This is a genomic window from Spiroplasma endosymbiont of Dactylopius coccus, from assembly GCF_977110965.1.
On sequence record NZ_OZ373019.1, the window covers coordinates 1,578,399 to 1,603,077 of the forward strand.

Consider the following 24,679-nt stretch of genomic DNA (forward strand, 5'->3'; position numbering starts at 1 on the left):
AAAATTTAATATTTCATTTTATTACTAAAATAATTTCTTATAATAAATATTACAAATAAAGTAATTTCTCGTTTACAAAAAAATATTAGATATAATACTTGTAAACTAAAGATATAGTTTTTGACCTATTGTTTTATTTTTTAACAAATAGGTTTTTATTTTAAAAGAGGGACAAAATGAAAACAATTAAAAAAGAACAAATATTTACTAACAAAGCATATTTAATAAATTATGAAACTGTAGAAAAAATTAAAAAACAATTACTAAATTTAAAAGGAGAAAAAATAAAACTTATTGAAAAAAGTGAGAAAATTGAAAAAGAAATTAATAATTATCAAAAAACTATTCAATTTTGAATTAAACAAAATAAAGAAATAGAAGATAAAGTATTTCAATTTAATATTCAAATCTATAAATTAAAGGAACAAAAAATTAACAAAATTAAAAATTTTTTTATTAATCTTTTTTTCATTTGGAAAAATAAATAAAAATAAAAGTATTAATAATTTAATTGAAACAGAAGAAATAAATTGTGAATTATTTAAAAAAACAAAATTAAATAATCAACAAAAAATTAATATTTTAAATTCAAATTATATTGAAAAACAAACAAAATACGCAAATTTAATAACTAATATTAATCAAATAACTGAATATGAAAACAAATTATTAGAAGATAAAAATAATTTGTTAAATAATAATAATTTATTAATTGATTTAATAAATCAAAAAGAACAGCAAGAAAAAGAAACAATTGTCGAAGTCAATGAGCAAATAGTTGAACAATTTGAATCAAAAATATTTCAACTTATTGAAAAAATTTGTGATTTGGAAAAACAATTATTATCTAACAGTAGTGATGAAGGCTTTAATTCAAAATCTACATCAACAGATTCTTTAAATTCAGATATTTCAGTACCTCTAAAATACAACCAAAACCACAAATATCTAACTCTATTAATAAACAAAAAGAAAAAGACATCCCTTGAGAACAAACACTACGTAAATATGAAAATGATATTCCAACAAAAAATTATAAGCAAAGAATAAAGCCAACTAATTCAAGAATAATAAATTTTAAAAATTAAACATATTTAAATAAACGCCTTTTATGGCGTTTATTTAAATTATATATTAAAGAAATTTTCAATCTTTAGAAATTAGCAATATCAACTTTATCTTTTGCTTTTGGTATATCAATTACTGGTGGAGATTCTGGATATACTTTATTCATACTACTTGCTAAATTTCTTACTCATTTACCACGATGATAAATAAATAAAGAAATAATCATTTTAATAACATCACAAGAACGCATAATAGCATAAATATAAACAATATCTAAAGGACTATAATGTACCTCAATAAATAAAATTAATATTGAAAAACATCAAGTAAAACAACTATCAACAAGTAAAACAGTAATTGCTAAACCACCAGCACGAAATGCATAAATACAAGTATACAAAATAGTATAAGCACTAAAAACTATAGCATCAACACGCATCATTCAACTAGAAATTCGTAAGGCTTCTGTTGTTGCATTAAATAATAATTGTGGTAAAAAAAATGAAGATAAAACTAATAAACCAGCAAAAAATAATGAAACAAAAAAGCCTAACCTAATTAAATGTTTAGCATTATATTTAGCACCAATCAAATCATCGGCACCTAAACGATTGGCAATTAACACCGAAGAAGCAATACCAAATCCAATATATAAAGTATAGAACATGGTATTAATCGTGGAAGCAATTGCCGAACCACTTAATGCTTCAAAGCTTCATTGCGAAATTAATCTAATAATCATTGTTGTAGCAACTGCAAATAATAAATCATTTAACATTAATGGCCATGTTTTAATTATAATTTTTTTAAATAAATCACCCCTAATCTTAAACATTTTCAAAACTTTTGGTTGAAATTCATATTTCTTTCATATAATAAAACTACTAATTAATACCAACTGAGCAATTCTCGCTGTTAAAGTAGCAACTGCTGAACCTCGTGCTCCAATTCCTGCAACTGCACCAATACCATTAATTAATAATAAATTTAATAAAAAGTTAATAAATACTGAAACAAAAGTTAATATTAATGGAATATAACCACGTTTTGTTTCACGAAATACTGAAACAAAAGCAAAGTTTATTCCTAACAATGGATAAGAAAAAACAATTCATTGATTATAATCAATACCTTGTGCTGTTGCTAAAGATGCTGAATGAAATTCATAATAACGTAAAATAATTTGTACAAATTGGGGATCGTTTTTATCAATATTATGAACATTCATAAAATCAATAAGTGAATTTTCATCAAAAGCATGATTATAATTTAAAATGTCCTTTAGCTCATTAATATCATTAAGAGTTAATCCTTTAGCAGCACATAATTGATTAAATTTATCCAATGCACTACTAGGACTAGTAGTATAAGAAATTAAATATTCACCCACTGTATAAGATAAAATAATAACTATCACTCCAATTAAAAATCCAAAAATAATTCTCATTCTTACTGTTTGTCTTAAAGAACCATATCTTCCAGCTCCATAAAATTGAGCACCAAAAATACTAACACCGTTGATAAAACCTCCCATAACGGCATAAATAATAACAAAAATTTGATTAGAAGCAGTAACTCCCGAAACAGCAATTTGTCCTGATGAATATTGCAAATGATAAAAATGTTCTAAACCATTATCTTTTCATCAACTTCAATTATCTCAAAGTCCTAATGAAGTAAAAATATCCCTAATATGTTCATTCATTGGCTTTAAATCACTAATAAAACTATCCTTTAATTCTCCAACCATAATATTATCTAGTAAATTCATTGATGCTGATAATATTTGTTGCAATACTGCCGGAATAATAATCATTAATGCTAATAAATACCATTTTTTAGTAGCAAAAAAATTACTAATTTTATGTGGATTTGCTCTATTATTAATTTTAAATCCACTAATTTTCATAATTTCACCCTTATCATTAATTTGCTCTATATTATAATAATAATTTTACATCATTTAAATAATGAGGTTTGAAATTTAATATATAAAAAATCAACATCAAAGATGTTGATTTTTTATAAAAGATACTAAACTGCTAAGTAAAATCTCTACGATTAAATACTAATAATGAAGAACAAAATAAACCAATACCAAGCAAAACATACACAGTCAATAAAACTGGAAAATTAAGAATTTTACTATTAGTTGCTTTATTGGTATCAACTTGATAATTTGTGTTAACTTTATTAAAACTAACTAAATAAGGATCTGCTGTCATAGCATACTCACTTGGATAAGCAAAGATTGAACTTTGTTCAGTCGATATTCCATCTCAAATATATTTTAATTGATAAAAAATATTTAAATAACGCATTGCTTTAACTTGTGATGTCTTAGTATTAAGAGCATCATATTGTGATTGAGAAAGAGATGTATTTAAACCCGTAATCATAAGATTTACTGAATAATCAACATTATTGCTACCAACACCATTTGATCTTTTGGGACCAAGGTTATCTAGTCCAACTTTTTTACCTGTCATTAATTCTTCAAAACTTTGTTCTTTTCATTGACGAAAAGCATTACTAATATTGTAAATATGAGTAACTAAGTCCTTAGGAGCATCAGCAGTTGGTGGAGTATTAGTACTACCATTCTTAATTGCTAATACTATTGTTTGTTCTTTTTGATAATCATAATTATTAGGATACTTAACTTCTTTAATATATGTATTGTAAATACTAAACATAGCCTTTTGAATAGATTCAATAGTAGTTGTTGGGTCTTTTCTATATACGTCATTAATTCAATCAATATCAGTTTTATCTAATTTAGCTTTTACATTATTATAAACTGCTAATGACTGTGAAACAACATAATATGTAGGATCAAATGTTACTAAACCATTAATTAATGTCGCAAAAATATTGAATAAGGCAGCCATTCCAATCATAATTGCAACTAAAGTCTTAGCATTTAAAATTAATGAAAATAAAATAGCAATTGAAGAAATAATTAAATCAAAAATAATAGCAACACCAAATAAAATTCATAAATAAGGAAATACCGCATTATAAATAGTTGAGCTACCAATGCCAGGAATAGTAATAACAAAACTAGCAATAAAAATAGATAAAAATAAATATAAAATAATTATCACTTGTAAAGATAATAACTTTTCAGTTCAAATTCTAATTCTACTAACTGGCTTTGATACTAAAATCAATAAAGTACCATCATCAATTTCATCACGAAAAACTTGTGTTGCTTTAACTGAAATAAATACAAAAATCATAATTGATAAAAGTACCGAGAACGATAATACTTTTCATTGTGGTACATAAAAGTTTAATGCTTGATCATAAGTTAATTGTTTTATTGCTTCAGAACCCACAAATAACGAAATTAAAGACCAAGATAAAGCAAGAAAAATTAAAGTTATAATAAAAATAATTCAAGTTGAAGGAGTAGCAATCATCTTTTTAAAAGTATAACGAAATATTGGCATTATTTTTCTCCCTTCTTATTTTTATCATTAGCTTCCATAACAATTCGTTCATACATTGCTTGCAAATCAACAGTATATGGTTTTAAATAAGTAATGATGATATTAGCACTTAAAGCAATTGCTAATACTTCTGCAACTTGTGCTTCAGTTTTAATATTTACCAATAAACGATTTTCATTAACATCTACTGAAAATTTTTTATCTATTAATAACTTCATTAATTTATTATTGTTATTATTAGAACTTATTTCATATAATGAATCAGTTTTATTAACCAATCCTGTATAAACAACTTTACTATAATTTAAAACAGTAACTTCATCGGCTAAATTTTGTAATTCAGATAAAATATGTGATGAAATAAAAACAGTTTTACCTTGTTCACGAAGCTTTCTTAAATCATTAAACAATTCTGTTCTTGCTGTTGGATCAAGATTAGCGGCTGGTTCATCTAAAATTAAGACATCTGGATTATTTAATAGTGATTGTGCTAATAACACCTTTTTCTTCATACCCGAAGAATAAGCATTAGGGTTGCGTTTTTTAAATTTCCATAAATCTAATTCCTTTAAAATCATTTCTGTCTTTTCCTTGGCAATTTTATATTTCAAACCACTAATTTGTCCCGTTGAAATTAAATAATCATAAGTAGTAATTCGTTTAGGAAATCTTGCAGCTTCTGGAATATAACCTACTTGTTTTTTTGCTTCAACTGTTCATGAACGCTTACCATGAATAATTAAATCACCGTGTGTTTCAACCATAGCGCTAATTAAACACTTAATAGTAGTAGTTTTACCTGATCCATTTGGACCAATAAAACCATGAATAGTACCTTTTTTAACTTTAATAATAGCATTATCAACAGCTTTAAATTTTTTAAACTGTTTAGTAAAATCACGAATTAAAACTGCATATTGAGCATCTTCGGGATTAACTATTACATTACGGTTATAATGATTACGTCAGTTTTTAAAATATGATTTAATAAAATTTAGAAATTTATGTTTTTCTTTTGATTTAGCATTAACATCATCTTCAACTAAAGAACTATTAATAACTGGTTTTAATATTTCTTGTTTTTTCATACTCATTCTCCTAACTACTTAAATATAATAATTACTATATGGTTAATATACTTAATACTAATATACTGATATATTATATATTAATTTATAATTCAAAAATAAAAAAAATTAATAATATAAAACATACTAAAAAAATAACAATTACTAAAAACCTATCACTAATTAAAATATCTGATTAATCATAGGTTTTTAATATAACTTTTTATATTCTTAATAAATCAATTGATTTACATCTTTATTATAATTTTTAATTTGATTTAAATAAAAAAAATAAACAAAACTGTTTATTTCATAATTTCACATATAATGGTGGGACTAAATGGACTTGAACCATCGACCTCACGCTTATCAAGCGTGCGCTCTAACCAGCTGAGCTATAGTCCCAAAAAGAGCAAAAAAGAGCAACAGAGATATTATATATTTGTTCAAGCACGATTGCAATATATAATAACAATATTTTATTTAATTTTTATTTAATATTCTTATAATAAAAATTTATATTTTTAAAAGTAAAAAAAATTTTTGTATAATTTATTCATACAAGGTTTTTATTAAGAGGGGATTCAGAATGACAAAGATTAAAATACATATCTTAAAAATTGAAAAATGAAATCAAAATTTAGGAAAAGAAGCAACACTAAATGATGATGATATAAAAGATATAAATGAGAATGAGAATATAGAGAAAATTAATGATGATATTATTGCAAAATCACCTACGTTTTCATAATCATATTTTTATTGTATATTTATTAAAATTTTTTAATAAAAAATACTAAATATGAATTAAGTAAAATGATATAATTTATATATAATTTACTTGTTAAATTATATAAGTTTGAGAGGTAAAAAAATGAATGGCAATAAAAATGAAATGAAAATAAAACTCAAAGAAATTTATTTATTAAAATATAAAACAAATCAAAGTGATGACATAAAATATAAAGCATTTGAAACATTAGAATTAGCAACACTATTTCATTTAAGTTTTAAAGAAATAGTGACAAAATTTGGATATCCTAATCGCGAAATTATTCACTATGAAATTATTGTAATACCATTTAATTTAGATGCAAGTAGAATATTGAATCAAATTAATAAATCAAAATAATATTAAGAAAATATTCAAATATTTTCTTAATATTATTCATTTATATAATTAATTAAAACTTTGCTTATACAATCAATAATTGTAAAAACAATATAAATTTGTTATCATTTTTACATAAAATAATATAGTTCTTAACTTTGGAATGGCAACACTTTTTAGGACTATTTTTTGGTAGACACTTGTTCTTGATATTTGATAGGAGTTAAGTAGTTTAAAGTGCTGTGGATTCTTATGTTGTTGTATCAATTGATATAATCAAATAATTCTAATTTTAATTGGATTAATGATGTAAAATTTTTATCATTAATAAATTCAGTTTTGAAAGTTTTAAAAGTTGCTTCAGCAACAGCATTATCATAAGGACAACCTTTTTTGCTTAAAGATCGAGTAATATTGAATGCTAATAAAAGATTATTAATAATTTTATTGTTAAATTCATTACCTCGATCACTATGAAATATTTGGATATCTTTTAGAACCTGTTTAGGATCTTTTTTAACTTATTTTTGATTAAATTAATATCATAAATGTTATTTTATAGTTGAAAAATAAATTTTTAATCGATAAGTTGTCAAATGATAAAATCTTTTTAACAAAAAAATGACAAAGAAAATAAAATGTTAATTAACTGTCAGGTTAGAAATAATTATTCCCTTTTTTAGTTTAATTATGTTTAAAAGATTCCAAACAGGTTCTTAAACAGCGATTTGATTGCATAAATGCTTGATATACTAGTAATGCATCTTTTTTAACTCCAACACTATGTCCAATAATTTCTCGGTTAAATAGGTCTATTAATAGGCAAATATAGTTTCATTTACCATTAACTTGAACGTAAGTTAAATCACTAACAATAACTTCATTTTTAACCCTATTATTAAAGTTTCTATTAACAAGATTGGTTATTTGACTATTATTGACTTTATTATGATGATTTTTGAATGATAATTTAGTGTATTTTGATATTAAATTATGCTTATTCATAATTTCTTTAATTTTTCTGCGTGATAAATAAATTTCTTGGTTTTCTAAAATTTTTTTTAATCTTCTAGTACCATAAACTTCTTTATTTTCTTTAAAAGCACTAATAACAGCTTCATCATACATATTATTTTTGATTTTATTTTCTTTTTTCTTTAAGTTAAAATAATATGTTGATTTAGATATTTTCAAAAAACGACACATTGTGCGAATTTTATATTTAACTTTATTTTTAGCAATAATTTCTACTTTCTGCCTATTATTAGTGCTGCTTGCTTTAAAATATCATTTTCCATTCTTAATTGTTTTAATTCTTTTCTTAATTTAATTAATTCATTTTCTTCAACAGAACGATTATCTTTAGTTTTAAAACTACCTGAATTAGTAAATTGCTTAATTCAATTATAAGTAGCTGCTCTTGTAACATTGTACTCTTTAGCAAGACAAGACACTGACTTACCGCTTTGATATAAAGCTACTATTTGTTTTTTAAATTCATCTGAATATGAGTTAATATTGGCCATAATTATACTTCCTTTCTTTTCACTAATTTGTTCACTTGTCTACGTAATTAGTGTCCAATAAAGTGTAACCCATCCACAAAAAATAAAAATAAAATAGCAAATTATAAAGGAAATATAAAATTTACAAAACATGAACAAGATGCTTATAAACATATTCAATATTATTTAAGGAATTATAAAAATGAAAGATAAAGCAAATTATGTCAAATTAACAGTAAAACTAAGTAACACTATTGAAGCAAAATATTATGAAAAAGGTAATAAAGAATTATATTATAGTGTTCGTGGTCAATGAAATGGATTGAACTATGTTACTTTAATTTTTAATAACCCAAAATTTTATAGACGCTGTATTTTATTAAACAAAAATGATGAAATTTTAGTAACTGGTCAAATTTTTAATACTTTAAATATTCCTAAAAATCGTGCATTTTGTTCAATTAATGTTAAATGATTTAAAAAATGAAAAGAGTAAAAAATGATATTATGAAAAATTTTATTAATAGTACCAATATTAATAACAAGTATAACATTAATAATATTTTTAATTTATATAATTAAAGATTTAAAAAATGAATATAAAGTATTAAAAATATTAAGTGAAATTGCTAATCAAATTAAAAATAAGGAGAATAAATAATGATAATATTACCTATTTTGTTTGAAAATAAAGATGAAATTGAAATATTATCACCATTTCCGAAAGCAATTCATACAAGTAATGATATTAGAGCAATTATTTTAAGACAATATCCAAATGTTAAATCAAAACATATAATTGTTTCTGACCCTGAAAGTAATGTTGCATTAATAGTTGGTGATAATGATGTTTATCAAGGTTGAATTAAAGTAACAATTAAAAAATTAGAAAATTAAAGGAGAATAAAATGCCAAACGAAAATACAGAATCAAATTATACTTTAACTAAATTAATTAGAATTGGAATAAGTCCTATTTGTGCAATGATTGGTACAAGTGCTTATTATGGTCAAGTAATTTCAATCCAGTATTAGGTTCAATTAATAGTTTATTATTTGGTAAAAAATTAGGTTTAGATATATGAAATTTAAACCAAATGCCAAGTGTAAAAACTAAATTAATTAATAGTTCTAAAAAAATATTATTAGGATTAGGAACAATTGGATTAGTAAATTATGCAAAATTTATTAATACAGATATTATTCCTAATCCAACTGAAAGTCCAATAACAACTACAACATCTATTCCTATAACTACAACAACAGAAATTACAACAACAACTACACAAGGTCCAGCATGATTACAATTATTAAATAAACAAGAAAATCAATCACTAATGGATTGAGATACTTATATTTCATTAAATGCTTATGGTATTTCAAATCTTATTAATGGAATTACAGAATTAATACCTAATAGATTTGAAACTATACGTAAAATAGCAAATATGGCAACTGGTGGATGTTTAATATCAAGTGGTGTTGCTATGGGTATAAATAATGATTTTAATAATGCTTATGCAATCCCTACTATTGTTGCTGGAGCAAGTGAAATTATTCATAATTTATTACCTATGGAAATTATAAATAATAATGAAGAATTACAAGAAACTTCATTTACAAATGAACATGCTAGATTAGTTAATAATAGTGAAATAAACAATTATGGTAGTAATTTTCATGAAGTATCATTACATGATGATAATAATTCATTAAATTGAGATTATAACCATATGAGTTTATAAAATAAAATAATTGAAAGGAAAATATTGATATGAAAAAACTTATACATGAATTAATAATTATCGGAACAAGTGTTGGAACATTAATTTGTAGAGAATTAATTGTTTTATTAAAAAGATTTATTACAACTCCAAAACATGTTAGAGCAAATAAAAAAATTATAAAACATCAAAAAAAATTAGCAAAGTTAAATGAAAAAATTAATAAAGGAGAAAAATAATATGACAAAAATTGAATTTAATGAAAAATATAGAAAAAATAATATCAAAATTGATAGAGATTTTGATTTAGATATAGGAAATTGTTTTAAATTTTCTGATATTGATATATTAGAAAATGCTGTTAATGATTATAAAAAACTAATAAGTGAAATGCCACAATTAGTTAAAGATTGATTATTGGGATAAGATTAGGAGAATGTTAAATGTTAGAAAATGAAAATAATGTTCAACAAACAACTGAACCTTTAACTGAAAATAATGCTTCTTCACAAGAAATAGAAAATAAAGTTAATGAAGCAGAAAATAAGTTAAATAAACTTAATCAAGAAATTAAAGAAAAAGAAATTATTAATATATTTAAAAAATATCAAGTTAAAACTGAATTTTATGATTATTTAAAATTTAAAACAAGTAATATAGAAAATTCAAAAATTGAAGAAACTATTAAAAAAATGATTAAAGAGCAACCAGTATTTAAAGAAATAATTAATACAGGTGGTAAACAACAAACAATAATAACAAATCAACAAAATTCAATAAAAAGTACTTTATTGGATTATAAGAAGAAAAATAATTTATAACAGAAAGGAAATAAAAAAATGTCAGTACCATTCAACCAAAATTTAGATAATACCGAAAAATTAGTAGAAGCACCTGAGTTTATAGAGTTTTATAAACAATCAAATTCACCATGAGCAAGTTTTTTTCCTATTGAAATGGTTAATTCTACAAAAATTGAATTTATAGTTAAAAAAACCAAAAAATTCAGAAATTAAAGTACTAAAATGAAATGATAAAAGCAAAGGATTAGATGTTAGTTACGCTGAAACTATTAAAATTTTAAAAGAAATTAAACAAGAAGCAGTTGCAGGTGAAATAATTGCTAATGTTGATTTAAATGCAGAAAATGGACAAAATTTGTTAAATACAATGCAATATGAAGTTGCTAATGATTTAGCGGATTATTTAGCAAATAATGATACAAATGTAATTGCAAAATATGCAACTAAATTAGATATTACTGATAAAACACCAGTAGGATATTTAAAATCAATGCTATCTGCTTGAAATACTTTATTTCAATTAAGAAATAGTAATAATTGTCAACTTTTTATTACTAATAATTTATATGATAGTTTAGTTTATTTAGCAGATAAAGTTATAACAGAAACTTTGATGGTGCTAGTTTAGACCCAACAAAAAAACCAAATGAATTAGATAAATTAAGAGCAAAATTTGAAGGTCAAAAACCAGAAGAAGTTATTACTAATTTATTTAAACAATGAAAATTAGATTATCCAAATTATATAAATTTATCACAAATTCAGATATTTAAACAATTAATTATTATGTTATCAAATAATATTTATTCAACCATGTCTATCAATAAAGGTTTAAATGATGATTATAAAATTTTATTACCTTATTATTTTGAATTAAAATCAAATCCTATACATAGTAATCCTGATGAAATTTGAGAATTTAAAGATGCGAAAGTAATATTAAAATCTGCATATTTTGATTTTACAGATATAAATAATATTAAGTTAAAAAATAATGACATTAGTAAAAATGAATTATTTAAACTAAATGACAATCAATTTAACTGATTATCTATTACAAATGAATTAGAAAGTAATAATATACCATCATTAATTCCTGCTGATTGAACATTAGGTAATGGTGAATATGGAAAATACTTTACAAAAGCGATTATTAGTAGTAATAAAATTGAAAATGCTTTAAATTTATATGGTTCAAATAAATCTCAATTATTTTCTAAATTAGAATTTTATAAAGAAATTTCGCAAATTGATAATAATAGTGAATTTGAATTACAAATTAAAAATCCGATTCATAACTTAAATCGAATTGAAATAAGTGGCATATTTGGTGCTGGCAATTATGATTTAATTTTAATAACTAATAAGAAAGAAATAAAATTAACTAATATAAATTTATTTGATAAATATATTGAAAGCATTTCTTATATCAATATTGAAATATAATTTAAATTATATATAAAATATTTCTAATTAACCAATTCATTATTATCAAATTCTCTGTTTTTAATTATTTTAATGACATCTTTATAGACAGCAATTGTCACTTCAGCACGTGCCATCATTTGCATTGTATTAAAAATAAAGTTTTCATCAGGATTTTTTTTAATTTATACTAAAAATCGTGGTACATGATAAAGTGTTATTTATTTACATTATTTACATTTAAAAGTTTTAATAATTGTTAAAAAAACTTATAAAAATAATACTATATGTTTAAATTAATAGTAAAAAATAATTTACCACTACTTTTCTACATAATTAAAAAATTTTTTTACATTCTTCTTTTTCAAGTTCCGTTTCTAAAAATTTAAAAAATTTACTATTGTTTCTAATTTTTTCTTGTATTTTTTTTAATTAAAAATTTTTCATCAATCATCGTTCAAAATCCTTAAAAATTTATTTTAATTATCAAAATATCCATCAGGATAATTGCCATTTCATTTTTTATCATTATTATTAGTTGGTTTAACTGCAAAATATAAATCTATTTTATAATGGTCGCTTCTTGGACTTTCTCAAATAGAAGCCCCCCAGTGCGCATTGTAATCATGGTCTAAAATAAGTCAAATCATTTGTTTTATGATGTGCTATTGAACCAATTATTAATCCTATTGTTCCGGTTGTCGCACCAGTTAGTGCTAATGCTAATGTTATTTTATTTAAATTTGTTTTTATTCATGTTTTCATTTTAAATGACTCCTTATTTTTTAATTTTAAATAAACATATAAAATAAAACAGAAATAATTATTGAAAATATTGATAAAATTAGAAATAAAATACCTCAATTTAATAGTTTATGTTTTTTGGTAGCTATAATAGAATTAATTTTAATTTGTTCTGATAAACGCAAACAAGTTTCTTTATTTTTTAAAACTTCTTTTTTAATATTACTTATTTTCATTTTTTGTAAATCTTTATAATATAAACTAAAATTATTTGTTTTATTTTTATTAAGTGTTTTTGGTCTACTTCTTGGAGAAATTGATCAAATAAAAATAATTATTGATAAAAATAAAAACAATATATATAAAATTGTGAAAAGAAATAAAAAAAATGTAGTAATTTTAATTGATGAATATTCAATATCTTTAAATATGGGTATTCAACCAAAAGGCATTCCCAAAAGGACACCAGAAATAGCCGTTAATATACTAGCTTTTATATCAAGTCTTTCTATTTGCTTTTTAATTTCATTTAGCAAATCAGTTTCTTTATCATTCATTGTTCAATTTTTCCTAGTTATGAGTTTTTTTATAAATATTAAAAAATAATACTTATTATTTCTTAATTTTACTTTTAAATTGTACTTATTTTTTGATATTTTTGCAAATATGTTTTTAAATATAAAATAAGGCCTAAACCAAAGCCATTTATTTTGTGAGACCTATACTATTAATTCTATTGCAATTATTTATTATATTTTAAATATGAAAGCAATTTTTTAAATATTTTTTATTTTATTTAAAATTACACTTATATATCTATATAATAAACAAGTAAATTACTATTTTAAAAATATTTACAATAAATTTAGAAATTTAAAAAATGGTTAGGAGAAAAACATGGATTTTAATTATCGATGAACTTATAAAGAACAATATCCTAAAATTGATAAATTAATTTTAGAACATATAACAAAGAAATGAGAAAAGTGAGATTGAAGAATAAAAAATACAAGAGATAAAAAGAAATATAAAATTGTTGATTATCAATATCGAACAAGAAAAACAATGTATGGATTAATAACTTATAAAAGAAGAATTTATGAATATTTTGATGAAAAATTACAAAAATGAGTTCGTGTTTGTTTAGTTGATGAAATACTAGAACTGCCAAAATACAAAAGAATTGGTGAAGATATTGAAGATACTATTATTGAAAATTTTGCAGATGGAAAAAGATATCGTGATATTTGTGTGATTTGTAAAAAAGCAGGTATTAGTGTTAGTAGTGTTCATAGAGTTTTTAAAAATTTAGAAATATTTGAAGCAAACCCAGTAAAAGTAAAATTAGAAAAAAATCAACCTATTTTTGTAGCAATCGATGATGGACACCGCAAGTTTTGAGACTTTAAACGTAAAGGTACAAAACATTCTATCCGATTAATAGTAACATATACAGATAATATTAATCATAAAGTACAAAATAAAAGAGTAAAAGCCATTATAAGAAAAACAAGAACACCAATTGGAGTTAAAAAAACTGCTGAATTTGTTAAAGAACATTGTCAAAAATTTTATGAAAATATTGCAAAAGCAAAAATTATTATTTGTGGTGATAGTGCAGGATGAATTAAAGAACTTGCTAATTATTTAGGTGCACAATTTGTTTTAGATAAATTTCATTTAATTAGAACATTATATCTTGGAGTAATGGCTGGAAATAAAGAAAAATATTTAAAAGAATATAATCACTGTAAAAATTTAATTAATAATGGTCAATATGAACAATTAATTGATTACTTATATAACCAATTAGATAATCATAAAAAATTAAAAAAACAATATTTTAAAAATAATAAACAAGGTATTGAAAATCAAGGCGCTTCTTGGAATAAAGGTTGTTTTACAGAAGGTAATATTTGACATATTTTAAAAGAAATGCTTGGTAATAGAACATATAATATTAGTATTTACATTAAAATGGTTATTTTTAAATGTAATAAGATAAATTTAGAAACATAATTTAATGAATGTAGTAATTACTGATTATTTCACAATTTGCAATAGCATCTCAAAAATTATTATTTTTTATTTTTCTTTTTAAACCAATAATTAAGAATGTTAATGACAAAATTATAGACACAAAAATTGGAACTACAATTGTAGAAAAAATAACTGCAATTTTTAACCATAATAAAGGATAATTATAATAATTATCAATAATATAACAACTTCCAAAATTTTTAAAAGAAATATTATTATTGGTTAATATGTAATATCAACTATATTTACTTCATAAAGTAAAACCATTATATTCAAATGTTAAAGTTTCTGAATTTTTAAATAAATAATTATTTTAACAGTTACTACTTCTTTTCCAGGAAATAAACTAAGTAATAATAGTCCAATAATCATAATTAAAATAGTTAAAATAAATAACAATACAGTTATTAACTGTAATTTTTAAGTTTCATTTTTAAAATCTCCTTAATTTTACTTTACAAGTTTAGCATTTAACAAATTTAATTATAAGTATTTTAGTTGCAATAAATTTAAAAAAATTATATTATTTAAATACAATTTCATAAAAATCCAAATTATTTCTTGTCTAAATTTATAATAAGACGATATAAATTAATTTATTCCGGATTTTTGACAATCTCCCTAATATTATTTGCAATCACGGTTTTAATTACAATTACTGGTTTATACTTAATTTGATTTAGTAACTTTTATTTTAAATTCGATAATAAGGAACAATGTCATTCAAATTTTAAAGATGGATATACAATATTAAAACATTTTGGTTTAAGTTATACTATTAGCACTTCGGCAAGTTCTTTCTGTAACTTAAATCATTTTCCTGACAATTACTATCCTTGAATTCAATTACAGATTGGAGTTATCTTTTGTATAATTATCGTTCCAATTTTATTATATACAGTATTTCTATTCATAGTAATTATTTTTATTTTTAAAATAAAAGAAAAAAATAATAATTTTTGAGATGCAATCGAAAATTGTGAAATTATTAATAATTACTATCTTCATTAATTTTTATTAATATACTTTATCTTATTAATATTTTAAAAACTAAATATTTTCTAAATATTATAATATTTTTATTATAATGTTTTTTATTTTTTTAATAATTTTATTTTATTCTTTTAAAAAATAACTTCCCTTGATAATTTTGATTAGTTTTATCACTATAGTTTTTGCTTCCAATATATAAATTATTATCTGCAGGTAATAAACTTACTACCGCACCATAATCTTTATTTCAACCAAATACTTCAGTAAAAGTAATACCACCATCAGATGACTTATATAATCCACCTTTAAAAAATTTATTATCAATAACTTGAACTCTACTTCCAACATATAAATCATTATTAACAACAGCTAAACTTCAAATTTCACCATAATTTTTATTATTTCTTCAACCAATAGTTTCTGTTATTTTTTTCTCCTTTAAGAGAAAGTTTAAATAGTCTACTTTCATATAGTTGATTTCTACTTCCAATATATAAATCATTACCAAAAACTATTAAACTCCAAACTTCACCATTATTTTGATTTCATTTTTTTAATAATTCTAATATTCCATTAGGCTTAAATATTAATAAATTTCCAGTATATGTACCAGTTTTAGTACCAATATACAAATCATTATCAATAACCGCTAAACTTCTAACTTCACCATATGTTTCAATTCAATCCTTAATTTCTGATACTTTTTTATTAGATTCAATCATAAATAACTTACCATAACAATCAAAAGTTCTTGTTCCAACATATACATTATTTGGATGGGTTACACTTTATTGGACACTAATTACGTAGACAAGTGAACAAATTTTAGTTAAAAGAAAGGAAGTATAATTATGGCCAATATTAACTCATATTCAGATGAATTTAAAAAACAAATAGTAGCTTTATATCAAAGCGGTAAGTCAGTGTCTTGTCTTGCTAAAGAGTACAATGTTACAAGAGCAACTACTTATAATTGAATTAAGCAATTTACTAATTCAGACAGGTTTAAAACTAAAGATAATCGTTTTTTTGAAGAAAATGAATTAATTAAATTAAGAAAAGAATTAAAACAATTAAGAATGGAAAATGATATTTTAAAGCAAGCAGCACTAATAATAGGCAGAAAATAGAAATTATTACTAAAAATAAAGTTAAATATAAAATTCGTACAATGTGTCGTTTTTTAAAAATCTCTAAATCAACATATTATTTTAATTTCAAGAAAAAAGAAAATAAAATTCAAAATAATATTCATGATGAAGCTGTTATTAGTGCTTTTAAAGAAAATAAAGAAGTTTATGGAACAAGAAGAATAAAAGTTGTTCTAGAAAATAAAGGAATTTATTTATCAAGAAGAAAAATTAAAGAAATTATGAATAAGCATAATTTAATATCAAAATACACTAAATTATCATTCAAAAATCATCATAATAAAGTCAATGATAGTCAAATAACCAATCTTGTTAATAGAAACTTTAATAATAGGCTTAAAAATGAAGTTATTGTTAGAACCTGTTTAGGATCTTTTTTAACTTATTTTTGATTAAATTAATATCATAAATGTTATTTTATAGTTGAAAAATAAATTTTTAATCGATAAGTTGTCAAATGATAAAATCTTTTTAACAAAAAAATGACAAAGAAAATAAAATGTTAATTAACTGTCAGGTTAGAAATAATTATTCCCTTTTTTAGTTTAATTATGTTTAAAAGATTCCAAACAGGTTCTTAGTGATTTAACTTACGTTCAAGTTAATGATAAATGAAACTATATTTGCCTATTAATAGACCTATTTAACCGCGAAATTATTGGACATAGTGTTGGAGTTAAAAAAGATGCATTACTAGTATATCAAGCATTTATGCAATCAAATCGCTGTTTAAAAGATATCCAAATATTTCATAGTGATCGAGGTAATGAATTTAACAATAAAATGATTGATAAACTTTTATTAGCATTCAACATAACTAGATCTTTAAGCAAAAAAGGCTGTCCTTATGACAATGCTGTTGCTGAAGCAACTTTTAAAACTTTCAAAACTGAATTTATTAATGATAAAAATTTTACATCATTAATCCAATTAAAATTAGAATTATTTGATTACATCAATTGATACAACAACATAAGAATTCACAGCACTTTAAACTACTTAACTCCAGTTAAATACCAACAACAAATGTCTACCAAAAAATAGTCCTAAAAAAGGTTGCCATTCCAATTACCCATAGCTACTAAACTATAAACTTCTCCTGTTATTTCTGATATTTGTGTCAAAATATTTTGTTCAGGAGAATATCTAAAAAGTCCATTAGCAAAAGTTGCTACATAAACAGTTCCATCATTAGTAACAACTAAACTAGAAATATAACCATTAATACCATTAATTAGTGTTATTATTTTATCTTTTGTATTACTTGCATTATCTTTAATTTTATATACACCATTACTAGTTCCGACATATAAATCATTATTTATATTTAATAAAGTTGATATTGCACCATAAGATTCAGGTCAATTAAAAATATTTAATTTTTCTTGATATACCCCCTCATTTTGAACTAATATTTCAGAAATTGCTATAATACCCCCGATTAATCCACCAGCCAAAACTGCCCCACCAACCATTCCTACAATAACTTTTCTTTTTCTTTTAATTTCTTTTGCAGAAATTAAAATCTTTCCTTAATTTTATTAAATTTTTTGTAAATTAATTTTACATTATTATTAAAACAAATTATTGATATTCTTATTTTAAACATATATAGTGTTTATAATAAAAACACCTCTAATTTATTTAAAGAAATACAAATTTTAAAAAAAAGAAAGTTATATAAATAAAAAAGTAAATTATAAACAAAAATAATATATAAAATTCTAGTAATACTATAATAATAAAAAAATATTAGATAATAGTAATAAAAAAAGAGTCTCAGACTCTTTTTTTATTATATTAACGTTTTGAAAACTGCGGTGCTTTTCTGGCTGCTTTTAAACCATATTTTTTACGTTCTTTTTTACGTGCATCACGAGTTAATAATCCAAATTGTCTTAATAATACTCGATAATCTTCTGACACCTTAACTAAAACATTAGATAAAGCTAAACGTGCTGCACCAGCTTGACCAGTTCTTCCGCCACCTTCAACTTTGATATTAATTTTAAAGTTTTCTAACGTATTAGTTACTTTTAAAGGTAATAACATATCTTGAACTAAGATTTCTTGTTCTAAATATTTTAAAGGCTCAAAACCATTAATTAATATTTTTGATTGACCAGTATTTTTTAAATGAACACGGGCAGTTGACGTTTTACGTCCGCCTGAACTTGAATAAGTTACGGGTTTATTAGATGTTGTCATAAAAGTCTACTCCTTTTGGCCCAATATTAAAACTTCGGGGTTTTGGGCTTGATGTTGATGTTGATCATGGTTATAAACATGAAGATGTGTAAATTGCTTACGACCTAAGGTAGTATTTGGTAGCATACCTTTAATCGCTATCTCTACTAATTCAGAAGCATCTTTAGCAATCATACTTTGTGCATTACGTACACGTAATCCACCAGGATATTGTGAATGGTTATAATACTTCTTATCTTGTAATTTATTACCTGTTAATTTAATTTTGTTTGCATTAATAATAATGATATAATCTCCACAATCTAAATGTGGTGTAAATGAAGGTTTATTTTTACCACGCAATATGATTGCAACTTTAGTTGCAAGACGTCCTAAAATTAAACCACTGGCATCAATAACATATCACTTTTTTTCAATGTTACTGAAATTCATTGTTGTTTGACGCATTTTTTTCTCCTTACAGTGTAATTTTTACCGGGACTACATTGCTTAAAGCATTAATAATTATATAGAAACTTATTTAAAAAAACAAGTATTATCAAAGATTTAATAATTATTTTTACACAAAATTATGGATTACAAAATAAATAATTAAAAGTTATAACTAACTCTTATAAAAATATTTATTTTTTAAAAATATAGTATTATTTTCTAAAAAATAATTACAAACTATTGAAGAATATGAAGAAAATGAAAACAATAAATTAAAAACTAAAAATAAATTAAAAGGAGAATAAATAACCATGAAAAATTTAATAAAACTAATGACAACATGTTCTTTATTAATGGCAAACATAATCTCAACATTAAGTAATGCAAATCATAATACAAGTAATTTTCAAAATAATTTTTATACTTTAGGAGACAGTTTATCAGATGTAGGAGCATTGGTTGGTGCAGGAAGTCAATTTTTTCAAAATATTCCCCTCCCAGAGGAACTTATGAAATCTCATGATGTACAATTAAAACTTCCTTATTATCAAAATCGATCTTGATGTAATGGCCCTGTTGTAACCGAATTAATTAGTAAAAAATTAAAACAAAAAGTTACAGCTGGATGAGACTTTATAGCATTAAAATGGATGGGTTACACTTTATTGGACACTAATTACGTAGACAAGTGAACAAATTTTAGTTAAAAGAAAGGAAGTATAATTATGGCCAATATTAACTCATATTCAGATGAATTTAAAAAACAAATAGTAGCTTTATATCAAAGCGGTAAGTCAGTGTCTTGTCTTGCTAAAGAGTACAATGTTACAAGAGCAGCTACTTATAATTGAATTAAGCAATTTACTAATTCAGGTAGTTTTAAAACTAAAGATAATCGTTCTGTTGAAGAAAATGAATTAATTAAATTAAGAAAAGAATTAAAACAATTAAGAATGGAAAATGATATTTTAAAGCAAGCAGCACTAATAATAGGCAGAAAGTAGAAATTATTGCTAAAAATAAAGTTAAATATAAAATTCGCACAATGTGTCGTTTTTTGAAAATATCTAAATCAACATATTATTTTAACTTAAAGAAAAAAGAAAATAAAATCAAAAATAATATGTATGATGAAGCTGTTATTAGTGCTTTTAAAGAAAATAAAGAAGTTTATGGTACTAGAAGATTAAAAAAAATTTTAGAAAACCAAGAAATTTATTTATAACGCAGAAAAATTAAAGAAATTATGAATAAGCATAATTTAATATCAAAATACACTAAATTATCATTCAAAAATCATCATAATAAAGTCAATAATAGTCAAATAACCAATATTGTTAATAGAAACTTTAATAATAGGGTTAAAAATGAAGTTATTGTTAGTGATTTAACTTACGTTCAAGTTAATGATAAATGAAACTATATTTGCCTATTAATAGACCTATTTAACCGCGAAATTATTGGACATAGTGTTGGAGTTAAAAAAGATGCATTACTAGTATATCAAGCATTTATGCAATCAAATCGCTGTTTAAAAGATATCCAAATATTTCATAGTGATCGAGGTAATGAATTTAACAATAAAATTATTAATAATCTTTTATTAGCATTCAATATTACTAGATCTTTAAGCAAAAAAGGTTGTCCTTATGATAATGCTGTTGCTGAAGCAACTTTTAAAACTTTCAAAACTGAATTTATTAATGATAAAAATTTTACATCATTAATCCAATTAAAATTAGAATTATTTGATTATATCAATTGATACAACAACATAAGAATCCACAGCACTTTAAACTACTTAACTCCTATCAAATATCAAGAACAAGTGTCTACCAAAAAATAGTCCTAAAAAGTGTTGCCATTCCAACTTCTAATGTAACAAATATTAGTTACATGTTTTACTATGCAAAATACTTTAATGGAAATATTTTAAACTGAAATACTTCTAAAGTAACAGATATGAGTTACATGTTTTGTAATGCTCTTGAATTTGATAAAGAGCTTTCAAAATGAAATACTTCTAAAGTAACAGACATGCGTAGTATGTTTGCTGGTGCTGAAAAATTTAATCAAGATCTTTCAAATTGAGATACTTCTAATGTAAAAGATATGAATTTTATGTTCTATGATGCAAAAAAATTTAATCAAGATATTTCAAAATGAAATGTAAAAAAAGTCATAGAAATATATTGACTTTTTCTGGAATTCAGGAATAACTGATGACAAAAAAATACCAAAATTCAATAACTAACTTTTTTAAATTAAATACTAAATTTTATTATATAAATTTAAATTATTTTTTAAAAATAATAATAACTAAAATTTAATGATATTTAATTGCAAAAATGAAAAATAATATTTGACAAATAACATTACTTATCCTATAATTAACAAGCATTCACGAAAGCAGCAAATAAGTATTATTAAGTTGCAAATAGTTTACCCTCAAAGATTATTCTTTTTATTAGTAGAATTTTCTATTAATCTTAATAGTAACCAGTGCTGTTCTGGCGAATTGTAAACTATCTTAATGAGAACTTATTAAAGTCTCTTTGTGTTTGTATACATTCCAAGGAGGTTTTTATTATGTCAAGATATACTGGTCCGGTTTTTAGAAAATCAAGAAGATTAAACTTCTCAATTCTTGAATCTGGTAAAGAATTTGCAAAAGGAAAAAAGCGAATATTCGCTCCTGGACAACACGGTCAAAAAAGAATTAAACTTTCTAACTATGGATTACAATTACAAGAAAAACAAAAAATTCGTTTCACTTATGGTTTAAATGCTCGTCAAATGAAAAATTTATTTGATGAATCAAAAAAAACTCATGGTGTTACTGGTACTAACTTGTTGGTATTCTTAGAATCAAGATTAGATAATATTGTTTTTCGTTTAGGTTTATCTTTAACAAGAAAAGGTGCTCGTCAATTAGTAAATCATGGTCATGTTTTAGTTAATGGTAAAAAAGTTAATATTCCTTCATATCGTGTTAAAATAGGAGATAAAATTACTATTACTGAAAAAGCACAAAAAAATGCAAAAATTATTGAAGCATTAAGCGCTAATGCTTCAACATTACCATTTATTGAATTCAATAAAAAAACATTTATTGGTACATATGTACGTCATCCACTACGTGACGAACTAAATACTGATATTAATGAAGCATTAGTTGTTGAATCATATGGACGTGCTTAAAATTAATAATTAATTTAAAATCTGTTATCAATTGATAACAGATTTATTTTTTTAGATGGTAAATATCAATAAAAGCATTTATCATTTTTTTTATTTTTTCAAAAATAAAATATAAATTAATTATCTATTAATTAATTTTCTTAAAACAAAAGTAACAATTAATTTTCTACAACCACTATGTTAATTAAATTAAATGATATAATGTTAATTATAGATGAGTAAAGGAAGAATAAAAATGATTAAAAATGAAATTTCTGAAAAAATAGTTAGTATTACTTTTGTGATAGCTGTTATGATAACAGCTATTGGCTGATTAGGAATTAGTAAAAACAAAAAGAAATATTTAATTTTATGAATAGCTATAATTCCTTTAATTTTTAGTAACATATTTTCATTTTTTACTAAAAATTATTATGACAATATTTTACTAATATCAGTATTAACGATATCTTATTTAATTTATATAGGTTTTTTAATCATTAGTACTTATCGATTTATTAAGACAAAAGACAAAAAAGAAAGTAATAATAAACAAGTAGAAAATACTATTGATTTAATAAAAAATAAAATATTGTAAAAGTTACCCCAAAGGGTAACTTTTACATGTTCTCTATAAATAATGATCTTAATATAAGTTCATACTATATAACATTATGAAAACTATTTGAACCATTACTATTATTAAGAATATGTTCTTGATTTGCTGCATCAATAAAATTTTGTTGTCTTAGAACCTGTTTGGAATCTTTTAAACATAATTAAACTAAAAAAGGGAATAATTATTTCTAACCTGACAGTTAATTAACATTTTATTTTCTTTGTCATTTTTTTGTTAAAAAGATTTTATCATTTGACAACTTATCGATTAAAAATTTATTTTTCAACTATAAAATAACATTTATGATATTAATTTAATCAAAAATAAGTTAAAAAAGATCCTAAACAGGTTTTTATTAATGGACCATTTTCTAAAATTTGATTAATTCTTGTTTGTAAGTCAGGATTATTAGGTTCTTTATATTTATTAGCGTTTTTTCAAATGCCAGAATTATTTTCTTCAATTCTATTTCTTATTTCTAATATACTTTTTTCAATATTTCTTAATTTTTCTAATTTCATCTTCATCTTTAATAGCCGTTGATGCTGCAGAAATTAACTTAGTAATATCACTGTAAGTTGACATATAAAAAGGAGTACCAGCAATAATATAACCTGCATTTTTTTCTGCATTATAAATTTTCTCTTCAACTTTTAAATAATTAATGATAGTATTAATATTTTCGTTGATACTTTCTTCTTTTGCATTTGGACCATTTTCTAAAATTTGATTAATTCTTGTTTGTAAGTCAGGATTATTAGGTTCTTTATATTTATTAGCATTCTTTCATCTTGAATTTGGTGCTTCAATTTCTTCTTTTCTAGTAACTAATTCTTTATATATTTCTTCTAATTTTTTAAACTTTTCTAATTCATCAACATTATTAAGAGCATTTACTATTTCTTTTAATAGTTGGATATTAATTCGATGTTGAAGTGACATATAAAAAAGATTATAAGAAACAGAATATCCTGCTTTACTTTCTGCATTATAAATTTTCTCTTCAACGTCTATATAGTCATTAGTATTATTAATTAATTTACCTATATTTATTCTGAAACTGTCAATCATATTTTTCTTATATTCTTTAGGTGTGTTTTCTAATGTTTTTCTTAATAAATCATCTAACATATTCTTTATCTTCCTTTGCTTATT

At 22.6% G+C, this 24,679-nt stretch carries 36 protein-coding genes, 1 tRNA gene and 3 pseudogenes; 24 read left to right on the forward strand and 16 right to left on the reverse strand.

Annotated features, from left to right (window positions below; genetic code table 4):
- Window positions 1-176 precede the first annotated feature (176 nt).
- Window positions 177-488 carry a hypothetical protein gene (locus tag ACXUB0_RS09980; protein ID WP_458258555.1) on the forward strand — a complete coding sequence of 104 codons (312 nt, stop codon included), beginning with the start codon at window positions 177-179 and terminating at the stop codon, window positions 486-488.
- A 199-nt stretch (window positions 489-687) separates the two neighbouring features.
- Window positions 688-1,050 carry a hypothetical protein gene (locus tag ACXUB0_RS09985; protein WP_458258556.1) on the forward strand — a complete coding sequence of 121 codons (363 nt, stop codon included), beginning with the start codon at window positions 688-690 and terminating at the stop codon, window positions 1,048-1,050.
- A gap of 103 nt (window positions 1,051-1,153) precedes the next feature.
- Here the strand turns inward: ACXUB0_RS09985 and ACXUB0_RS09990 are convergent, their stop codons facing one another.
- The 4 genes from ACXUB0_RS09990 to ACXUB0_RS10005 form a co-directional block, all read right to left on the reverse strand.
- Window positions 1,154-2,977, reverse strand: a complete 1,824-nt coding sequence (locus ACXUB0_RS09990; RefSeq protein WP_458258557.1) for an MATE family efflux transporter — start codon at window positions 2,975-2,977, stop codon at window positions 1,154-1,156.
- 133 nt (window positions 2,978-3,110) lie between these two features.
- Window positions 3,111-4,523: an ABC transporter permease gene (locus ACXUB0_RS09995; RefSeq protein WP_458258558.1), complete on the reverse strand. Its 1,413-nt coding sequence runs from the start codon at window positions 4,521-4,523 to the stop codon at window positions 3,111-3,113.
- Window positions 4,523-5,611, reverse strand: a complete 1,089-nt coding sequence (locus ACXUB0_RS10000) for an ABC transporter ATP-binding protein (RefSeq protein ID WP_458258559.1) — start codon at window positions 5,609-5,611, stop codon at window positions 4,523-4,525. The genes ACXUB0_RS09995 and ACXUB0_RS10000 overlap by 1 nt, the downstream gene beginning before the upstream one ends.
- A gap of 307 nt (window positions 5,612-5,918) precedes the next feature.
- A tRNA-Ile gene (locus tag ACXUB0_RS10005) sits at window positions 5,919-5,995 on the reverse strand.
- A gap of 184 nt (window positions 5,996-6,179) precedes the next feature.
- Between ACXUB0_RS10005 and ACXUB0_RS10010 the strand changes: the two genes are divergently transcribed.
- Window positions 6,180-6,341: a hypothetical protein gene (locus ACXUB0_RS10010; protein WP_252319474.1), complete on the forward strand. Its 162-nt coding sequence runs from the start codon at window positions 6,180-6,182 to the stop codon at window positions 6,339-6,341.
- Between the two features lie 123 nt (window positions 6,342-6,464).
- Complete coding sequence (locus ACXUB0_RS10015) at window positions 6,465-6,722, forward strand: hypothetical protein (protein WP_281748997.1); 258 nt, start codon at window positions 6,465-6,467, stop codon at window positions 6,720-6,722.
- Between the two features lie 161 nt (window positions 6,723-6,883).
- On the opposite strand, the pseudogene ACXUB0_RS10020 reads toward ACXUB0_RS10015, so the two are convergent.
- The 3 genes and pseudogenes from ACXUB0_RS10020 to ACXUB0_RS10030 form a co-directional block, all read right to left on the reverse strand.
- Window positions 6,884-7,198 (reverse strand): annotated as a pseudogene (locus ACXUB0_RS10020) (IS3 family transposase); the annotation flags it as partial.
- A gap of 187 nt (window positions 7,199-7,385) precedes the next feature.
- Window positions 7,386-7,907, reverse strand: coding sequence for an IS3 family transposase (locus ACXUB0_RS10025; protein ID WP_458258560.1), 522 nt, complete (start codon window positions 7,905-7,907; stop codon window positions 7,386-7,388).
- Between the two features lie 41 nt (window positions 7,908-7,948).
- Window positions 7,949-8,227: a transposase gene (locus ACXUB0_RS10030; protein WP_353306568.1), complete on the reverse strand. Its 279-nt coding sequence runs from the start codon at window positions 8,225-8,227 to the stop codon at window positions 7,949-7,951.
- A 181-nt stretch (window positions 8,228-8,408) separates the two neighbouring features.
- Here ACXUB0_RS10030 and ACXUB0_RS10035 point away from each other — a divergent pair, with 181 nt between their 5' ends.
- The 11 genes from ACXUB0_RS10035 (at window position 8,409) to ACXUB0_RS10085 (ending at window position 12,178) form a co-directional block, all read left to right on the forward strand.
- Window positions 8,409-8,702, forward strand: a complete 294-nt coding sequence (locus ACXUB0_RS10035) for a hypothetical protein (RefSeq protein ID WP_339047687.1) — start codon at window positions 8,409-8,411, stop codon at window positions 8,700-8,702.
- A 3-nt stretch (window positions 8,703-8,705) separates the two neighbouring features.
- Window positions 8,706-8,867, forward strand: coding sequence for a hypothetical protein (locus ACXUB0_RS10040; protein ID WP_458258561.1), 162 nt, complete (start codon window positions 8,706-8,708; stop codon window positions 8,865-8,867).
- Window positions 8,867-9,103 (forward strand): hypothetical protein, encoded by a 237-nt coding sequence (locus tag ACXUB0_RS10045; RefSeq protein WP_458258562.1) that lies wholly within the window; start codon window positions 8,867-8,869, stop codon window positions 9,101-9,103. Before ACXUB0_RS10040 ends, ACXUB0_RS10045 begins: the two co-directional genes overlap by 1 nt.
- A gap of 11 nt (window positions 9,104-9,114) precedes the next feature.
- Window positions 9,115-9,240: a hypothetical protein gene (locus ACXUB0_RS10050; protein ID WP_458258563.1), complete on the forward strand. Its 126-nt coding sequence runs from the start codon at window positions 9,115-9,117 to the stop codon at window positions 9,238-9,240.
- A gap of 62 nt (window positions 9,241-9,302) precedes the next feature.
- On the forward strand, window positions 9,303-9,950 hold the full coding sequence (locus ACXUB0_RS10055; RefSeq protein WP_458258564.1) for a hypothetical protein: 648 nt from the start codon (window positions 9,303-9,305) through the stop codon (window positions 9,948-9,950).
- A 29-nt stretch (window positions 9,951-9,979) separates the two neighbouring features.
- Window positions 9,980-10,168: a hypothetical protein gene (locus ACXUB0_RS10060; RefSeq protein WP_458258565.1), complete on the forward strand. Its 189-nt coding sequence runs from the start codon at window positions 9,980-9,982 to the stop codon at window positions 10,166-10,168.
- 1 nt (window position 10,169) lies between these two features.
- The gene (locus ACXUB0_RS10065; protein WP_458257413.1) at window positions 10,170-10,355 is read left to right on the forward strand and encodes a hypothetical protein; all 186 of its coding nucleotides are present in this window, start codon (window positions 10,170-10,172) and stop codon (window positions 10,353-10,355) included.
- Between the two features lie 17 nt (window positions 10,356-10,372).
- Window positions 10,373-10,750 (forward strand): hypothetical protein, encoded by a 378-nt coding sequence (locus tag ACXUB0_RS10070; protein WP_458258566.1) that lies wholly within the window; start codon window positions 10,373-10,375, stop codon window positions 10,748-10,750.
- 18 nt (window positions 10,751-10,768) lie between these two features.
- Window positions 10,769-10,945: a hypothetical protein gene (locus tag ACXUB0_RS10075; RefSeq protein WP_458258567.1), complete on the forward strand. Its 177-nt coding sequence runs from the start codon at window positions 10,769-10,771 to the stop codon at window positions 10,943-10,945.
- A gap of 154 nt (window positions 10,946-11,099) precedes the next feature.
- The gene (locus tag ACXUB0_RS10080) at window positions 11,100-11,360 is read left to right on the forward strand and encodes a hypothetical protein (RefSeq protein ID WP_458258568.1); all 261 of its coding nucleotides are present in this window, start codon (window positions 11,100-11,102) and stop codon (window positions 11,358-11,360) included.
- Window positions 11,361-11,545: 185 nt separating this feature from the next.
- A complete protein-coding gene (locus ACXUB0_RS10085; protein ID WP_458258569.1) occupies window positions 11,546-12,178 on the forward strand; it encodes a hypothetical protein in 633 nt (210 codons plus the stop codon).
- A gap of 546 nt (window positions 12,179-12,724) precedes the next feature.
- Here ACXUB0_RS10085 and ACXUB0_RS10090 read toward each other — a convergent pair.
- Both ACXUB0_RS10090 and ACXUB0_RS10095 read right to left on the reverse strand, forming a co-directional pair.
- Window positions 12,725-12,922 (reverse strand): hypothetical protein, encoded by a 198-nt coding sequence (locus ACXUB0_RS10090; protein WP_458258570.1) that lies wholly within the window; start codon window positions 12,920-12,922, stop codon window positions 12,725-12,727.
- A 26-nt stretch (window positions 12,923-12,948) separates the two neighbouring features.
- Complete coding sequence (locus ACXUB0_RS10095) at window positions 12,949-13,458, reverse strand: Pycsar system effector family protein (protein ID WP_458258571.1); 510 nt, start codon at window positions 13,456-13,458, stop codon at window positions 12,949-12,951.
- 340 nt (window positions 13,459-13,798) lie between these two features.
- Between ACXUB0_RS10095 and ACXUB0_RS10100 the strand changes: the two genes are divergently transcribed.
- Window positions 13,799-14,920 carry an Mbov_0401 family ICE element transposase-like protein gene (locus ACXUB0_RS10100; protein WP_458258572.1) on the forward strand — a complete coding sequence of 374 codons (1,122 nt, stop codon included), beginning with the start codon at window positions 13,799-13,801 and terminating at the stop codon, window positions 14,918-14,920.
- A gap of 1,132 nt (window positions 14,921-16,052) precedes the next feature.
- Here ACXUB0_RS10100 and ACXUB0_RS10105 read toward each other — a convergent pair.
- Window positions 16,053-16,403, reverse strand: a complete 351-nt coding sequence (locus ACXUB0_RS10105; protein WP_252319869.1) for a beta propeller repeat protein — start codon at window positions 16,401-16,403, stop codon at window positions 16,053-16,055.
- Window positions 16,333-16,656, reverse strand: coding sequence for a hypothetical protein (locus ACXUB0_RS10110; protein WP_458258573.1), 324 nt, complete (start codon window positions 16,654-16,656; stop codon window positions 16,333-16,335). The genes ACXUB0_RS10105 and ACXUB0_RS10110 overlap by 71 nt, the downstream gene beginning before the upstream one ends.
- 129 nt (window positions 16,657-16,785) lie before the next feature.
- Here ACXUB0_RS10110 and ACXUB0_RS10115 point away from each other — a divergent pair, with 129 nt between their 5' ends.
- The 3 genes and pseudogenes from ACXUB0_RS10115 to ACXUB0_RS10125 all read left to right on the forward strand — a co-directional run.
- Entirely contained in the window at window positions 16,786-17,064 is a 279-nt protein-coding gene (locus ACXUB0_RS10115; RefSeq protein ID WP_458258574.1) for a transposase, read from the forward strand.
- Window positions 17,065-17,105: 41 nt separating this feature from the next.
- Window positions 17,106-17,486 carry an IS3 family transposase gene (locus ACXUB0_RS10120; protein WP_458258575.1) on the forward strand — a complete coding sequence of 127 codons (381 nt, stop codon included), beginning with the start codon at window positions 17,106-17,108 and terminating at the stop codon, window positions 17,484-17,486.
- A gap of 172 nt (window positions 17,487-17,658) precedes the next feature.
- A pseudogene (locus ACXUB0_RS10125) lies at window positions 17,659-18,129 on the forward strand (IS3 family transposase); the annotation flags it as partial.
- Between the two features lie 2 nt (window positions 18,130-18,131).
- Here ACXUB0_RS10125 and ACXUB0_RS10130 read toward each other — a convergent pair.
- The 3 genes from ACXUB0_RS10130 to rplM all read right to left on the reverse strand — a co-directional run bounded on the left by ACXUB0_RS10130 (window position 18,132) and on the right by rplM (window position 19,740).
- The gene (locus tag ACXUB0_RS10130; RefSeq protein WP_458258576.1) at window positions 18,132-18,542 is read right to left on the reverse strand and encodes a hypothetical protein; all 411 of its coding nucleotides are present in this window, start codon (window positions 18,540-18,542) and stop codon (window positions 18,132-18,134) included.
- 343 nt (window positions 18,543-18,885) lie between these two features.
- Window positions 18,886-19,293, reverse strand: a complete 408-nt coding sequence (gene rpsI, locus ACXUB0_RS10135) for a 30S ribosomal protein S9 (protein WP_458258577.1) — start codon at window positions 19,291-19,293, stop codon at window positions 18,886-18,888.
- A gap of 6 nt (window positions 19,294-19,299) precedes the next feature.
- Window positions 19,300-19,740, reverse strand: coding sequence for a 50S ribosomal protein L13 (rplM, locus tag ACXUB0_RS10140; protein WP_458258578.1), 441 nt, complete (start codon window positions 19,738-19,740; stop codon window positions 19,300-19,302).
- 296 nt (window positions 19,741-20,036) lie between these two features.
- Here rplM and ACXUB0_RS10145 point away from each other — a divergent pair, with 296 nt between their 5' ends.
- The 5 genes and pseudogenes from ACXUB0_RS10145 (at window position 20,037) to ACXUB0_RS10165 (ending at window position 23,503) form a co-directional block, all read left to right on the forward strand.
- Window positions 20,037-20,432, forward strand: a complete 396-nt coding sequence (locus ACXUB0_RS10145) for a hypothetical protein (protein ID WP_458258579.1) — start codon at window positions 20,037-20,039, stop codon at window positions 20,430-20,432.
- An 18-nt stretch (window positions 20,433-20,450) separates the two neighbouring features.
- A pseudogene (locus tag ACXUB0_RS10150) lies at window positions 20,451-21,571 on the forward strand (IS3 family transposase).
- Window positions 21,487-21,975 (forward strand): BspA family leucine-rich repeat surface protein, encoded by a 489-nt coding sequence (locus tag ACXUB0_RS10155; protein ID WP_458258580.1) that lies wholly within the window; start codon window positions 21,487-21,489, stop codon window positions 21,973-21,975. Before ACXUB0_RS10150 ends, ACXUB0_RS10155 begins: the two are co-directional and overlap by 85 nt.
- A gap of 339 nt (window positions 21,976-22,314) precedes the next feature.
- The gene (gene rpsD / locus ACXUB0_RS10160) at window positions 22,315-22,926 is read left to right on the forward strand and encodes a 30S ribosomal protein S4 (protein ID WP_458258581.1); all 612 of its coding nucleotides are present in this window, start codon (window positions 22,315-22,317) and stop codon (window positions 22,924-22,926) included.
- 235 nt (window positions 22,927-23,161) lie between these two features.
- Window positions 23,162-23,503, forward strand: a complete 342-nt coding sequence (locus tag ACXUB0_RS10165; protein WP_338958972.1) for a hypothetical protein — start codon at window positions 23,162-23,164, stop codon at window positions 23,501-23,503.
- Window positions 23,504-23,832: 329 nt separating this feature from the next.
- Here the strand turns inward: ACXUB0_RS10165 and ACXUB0_RS10170 are convergent, their stop codons facing one another.
- Entirely contained in the window at window positions 23,833-24,045 is a 213-nt protein-coding gene (locus ACXUB0_RS10170; protein WP_458258582.1) for a hypothetical protein, read from the reverse strand.
- Window positions 23,990-24,655, reverse strand: coding sequence for a hypothetical protein (locus ACXUB0_RS10175; protein ID WP_458258583.1), 666 nt, complete (start codon window positions 24,653-24,655; stop codon window positions 23,990-23,992). The genes ACXUB0_RS10170 and ACXUB0_RS10175 overlap by 56 nt, the downstream gene beginning before the upstream one ends.
- Between the last annotated feature and the right edge of the window lie 24 nt (window positions 24,656-24,679).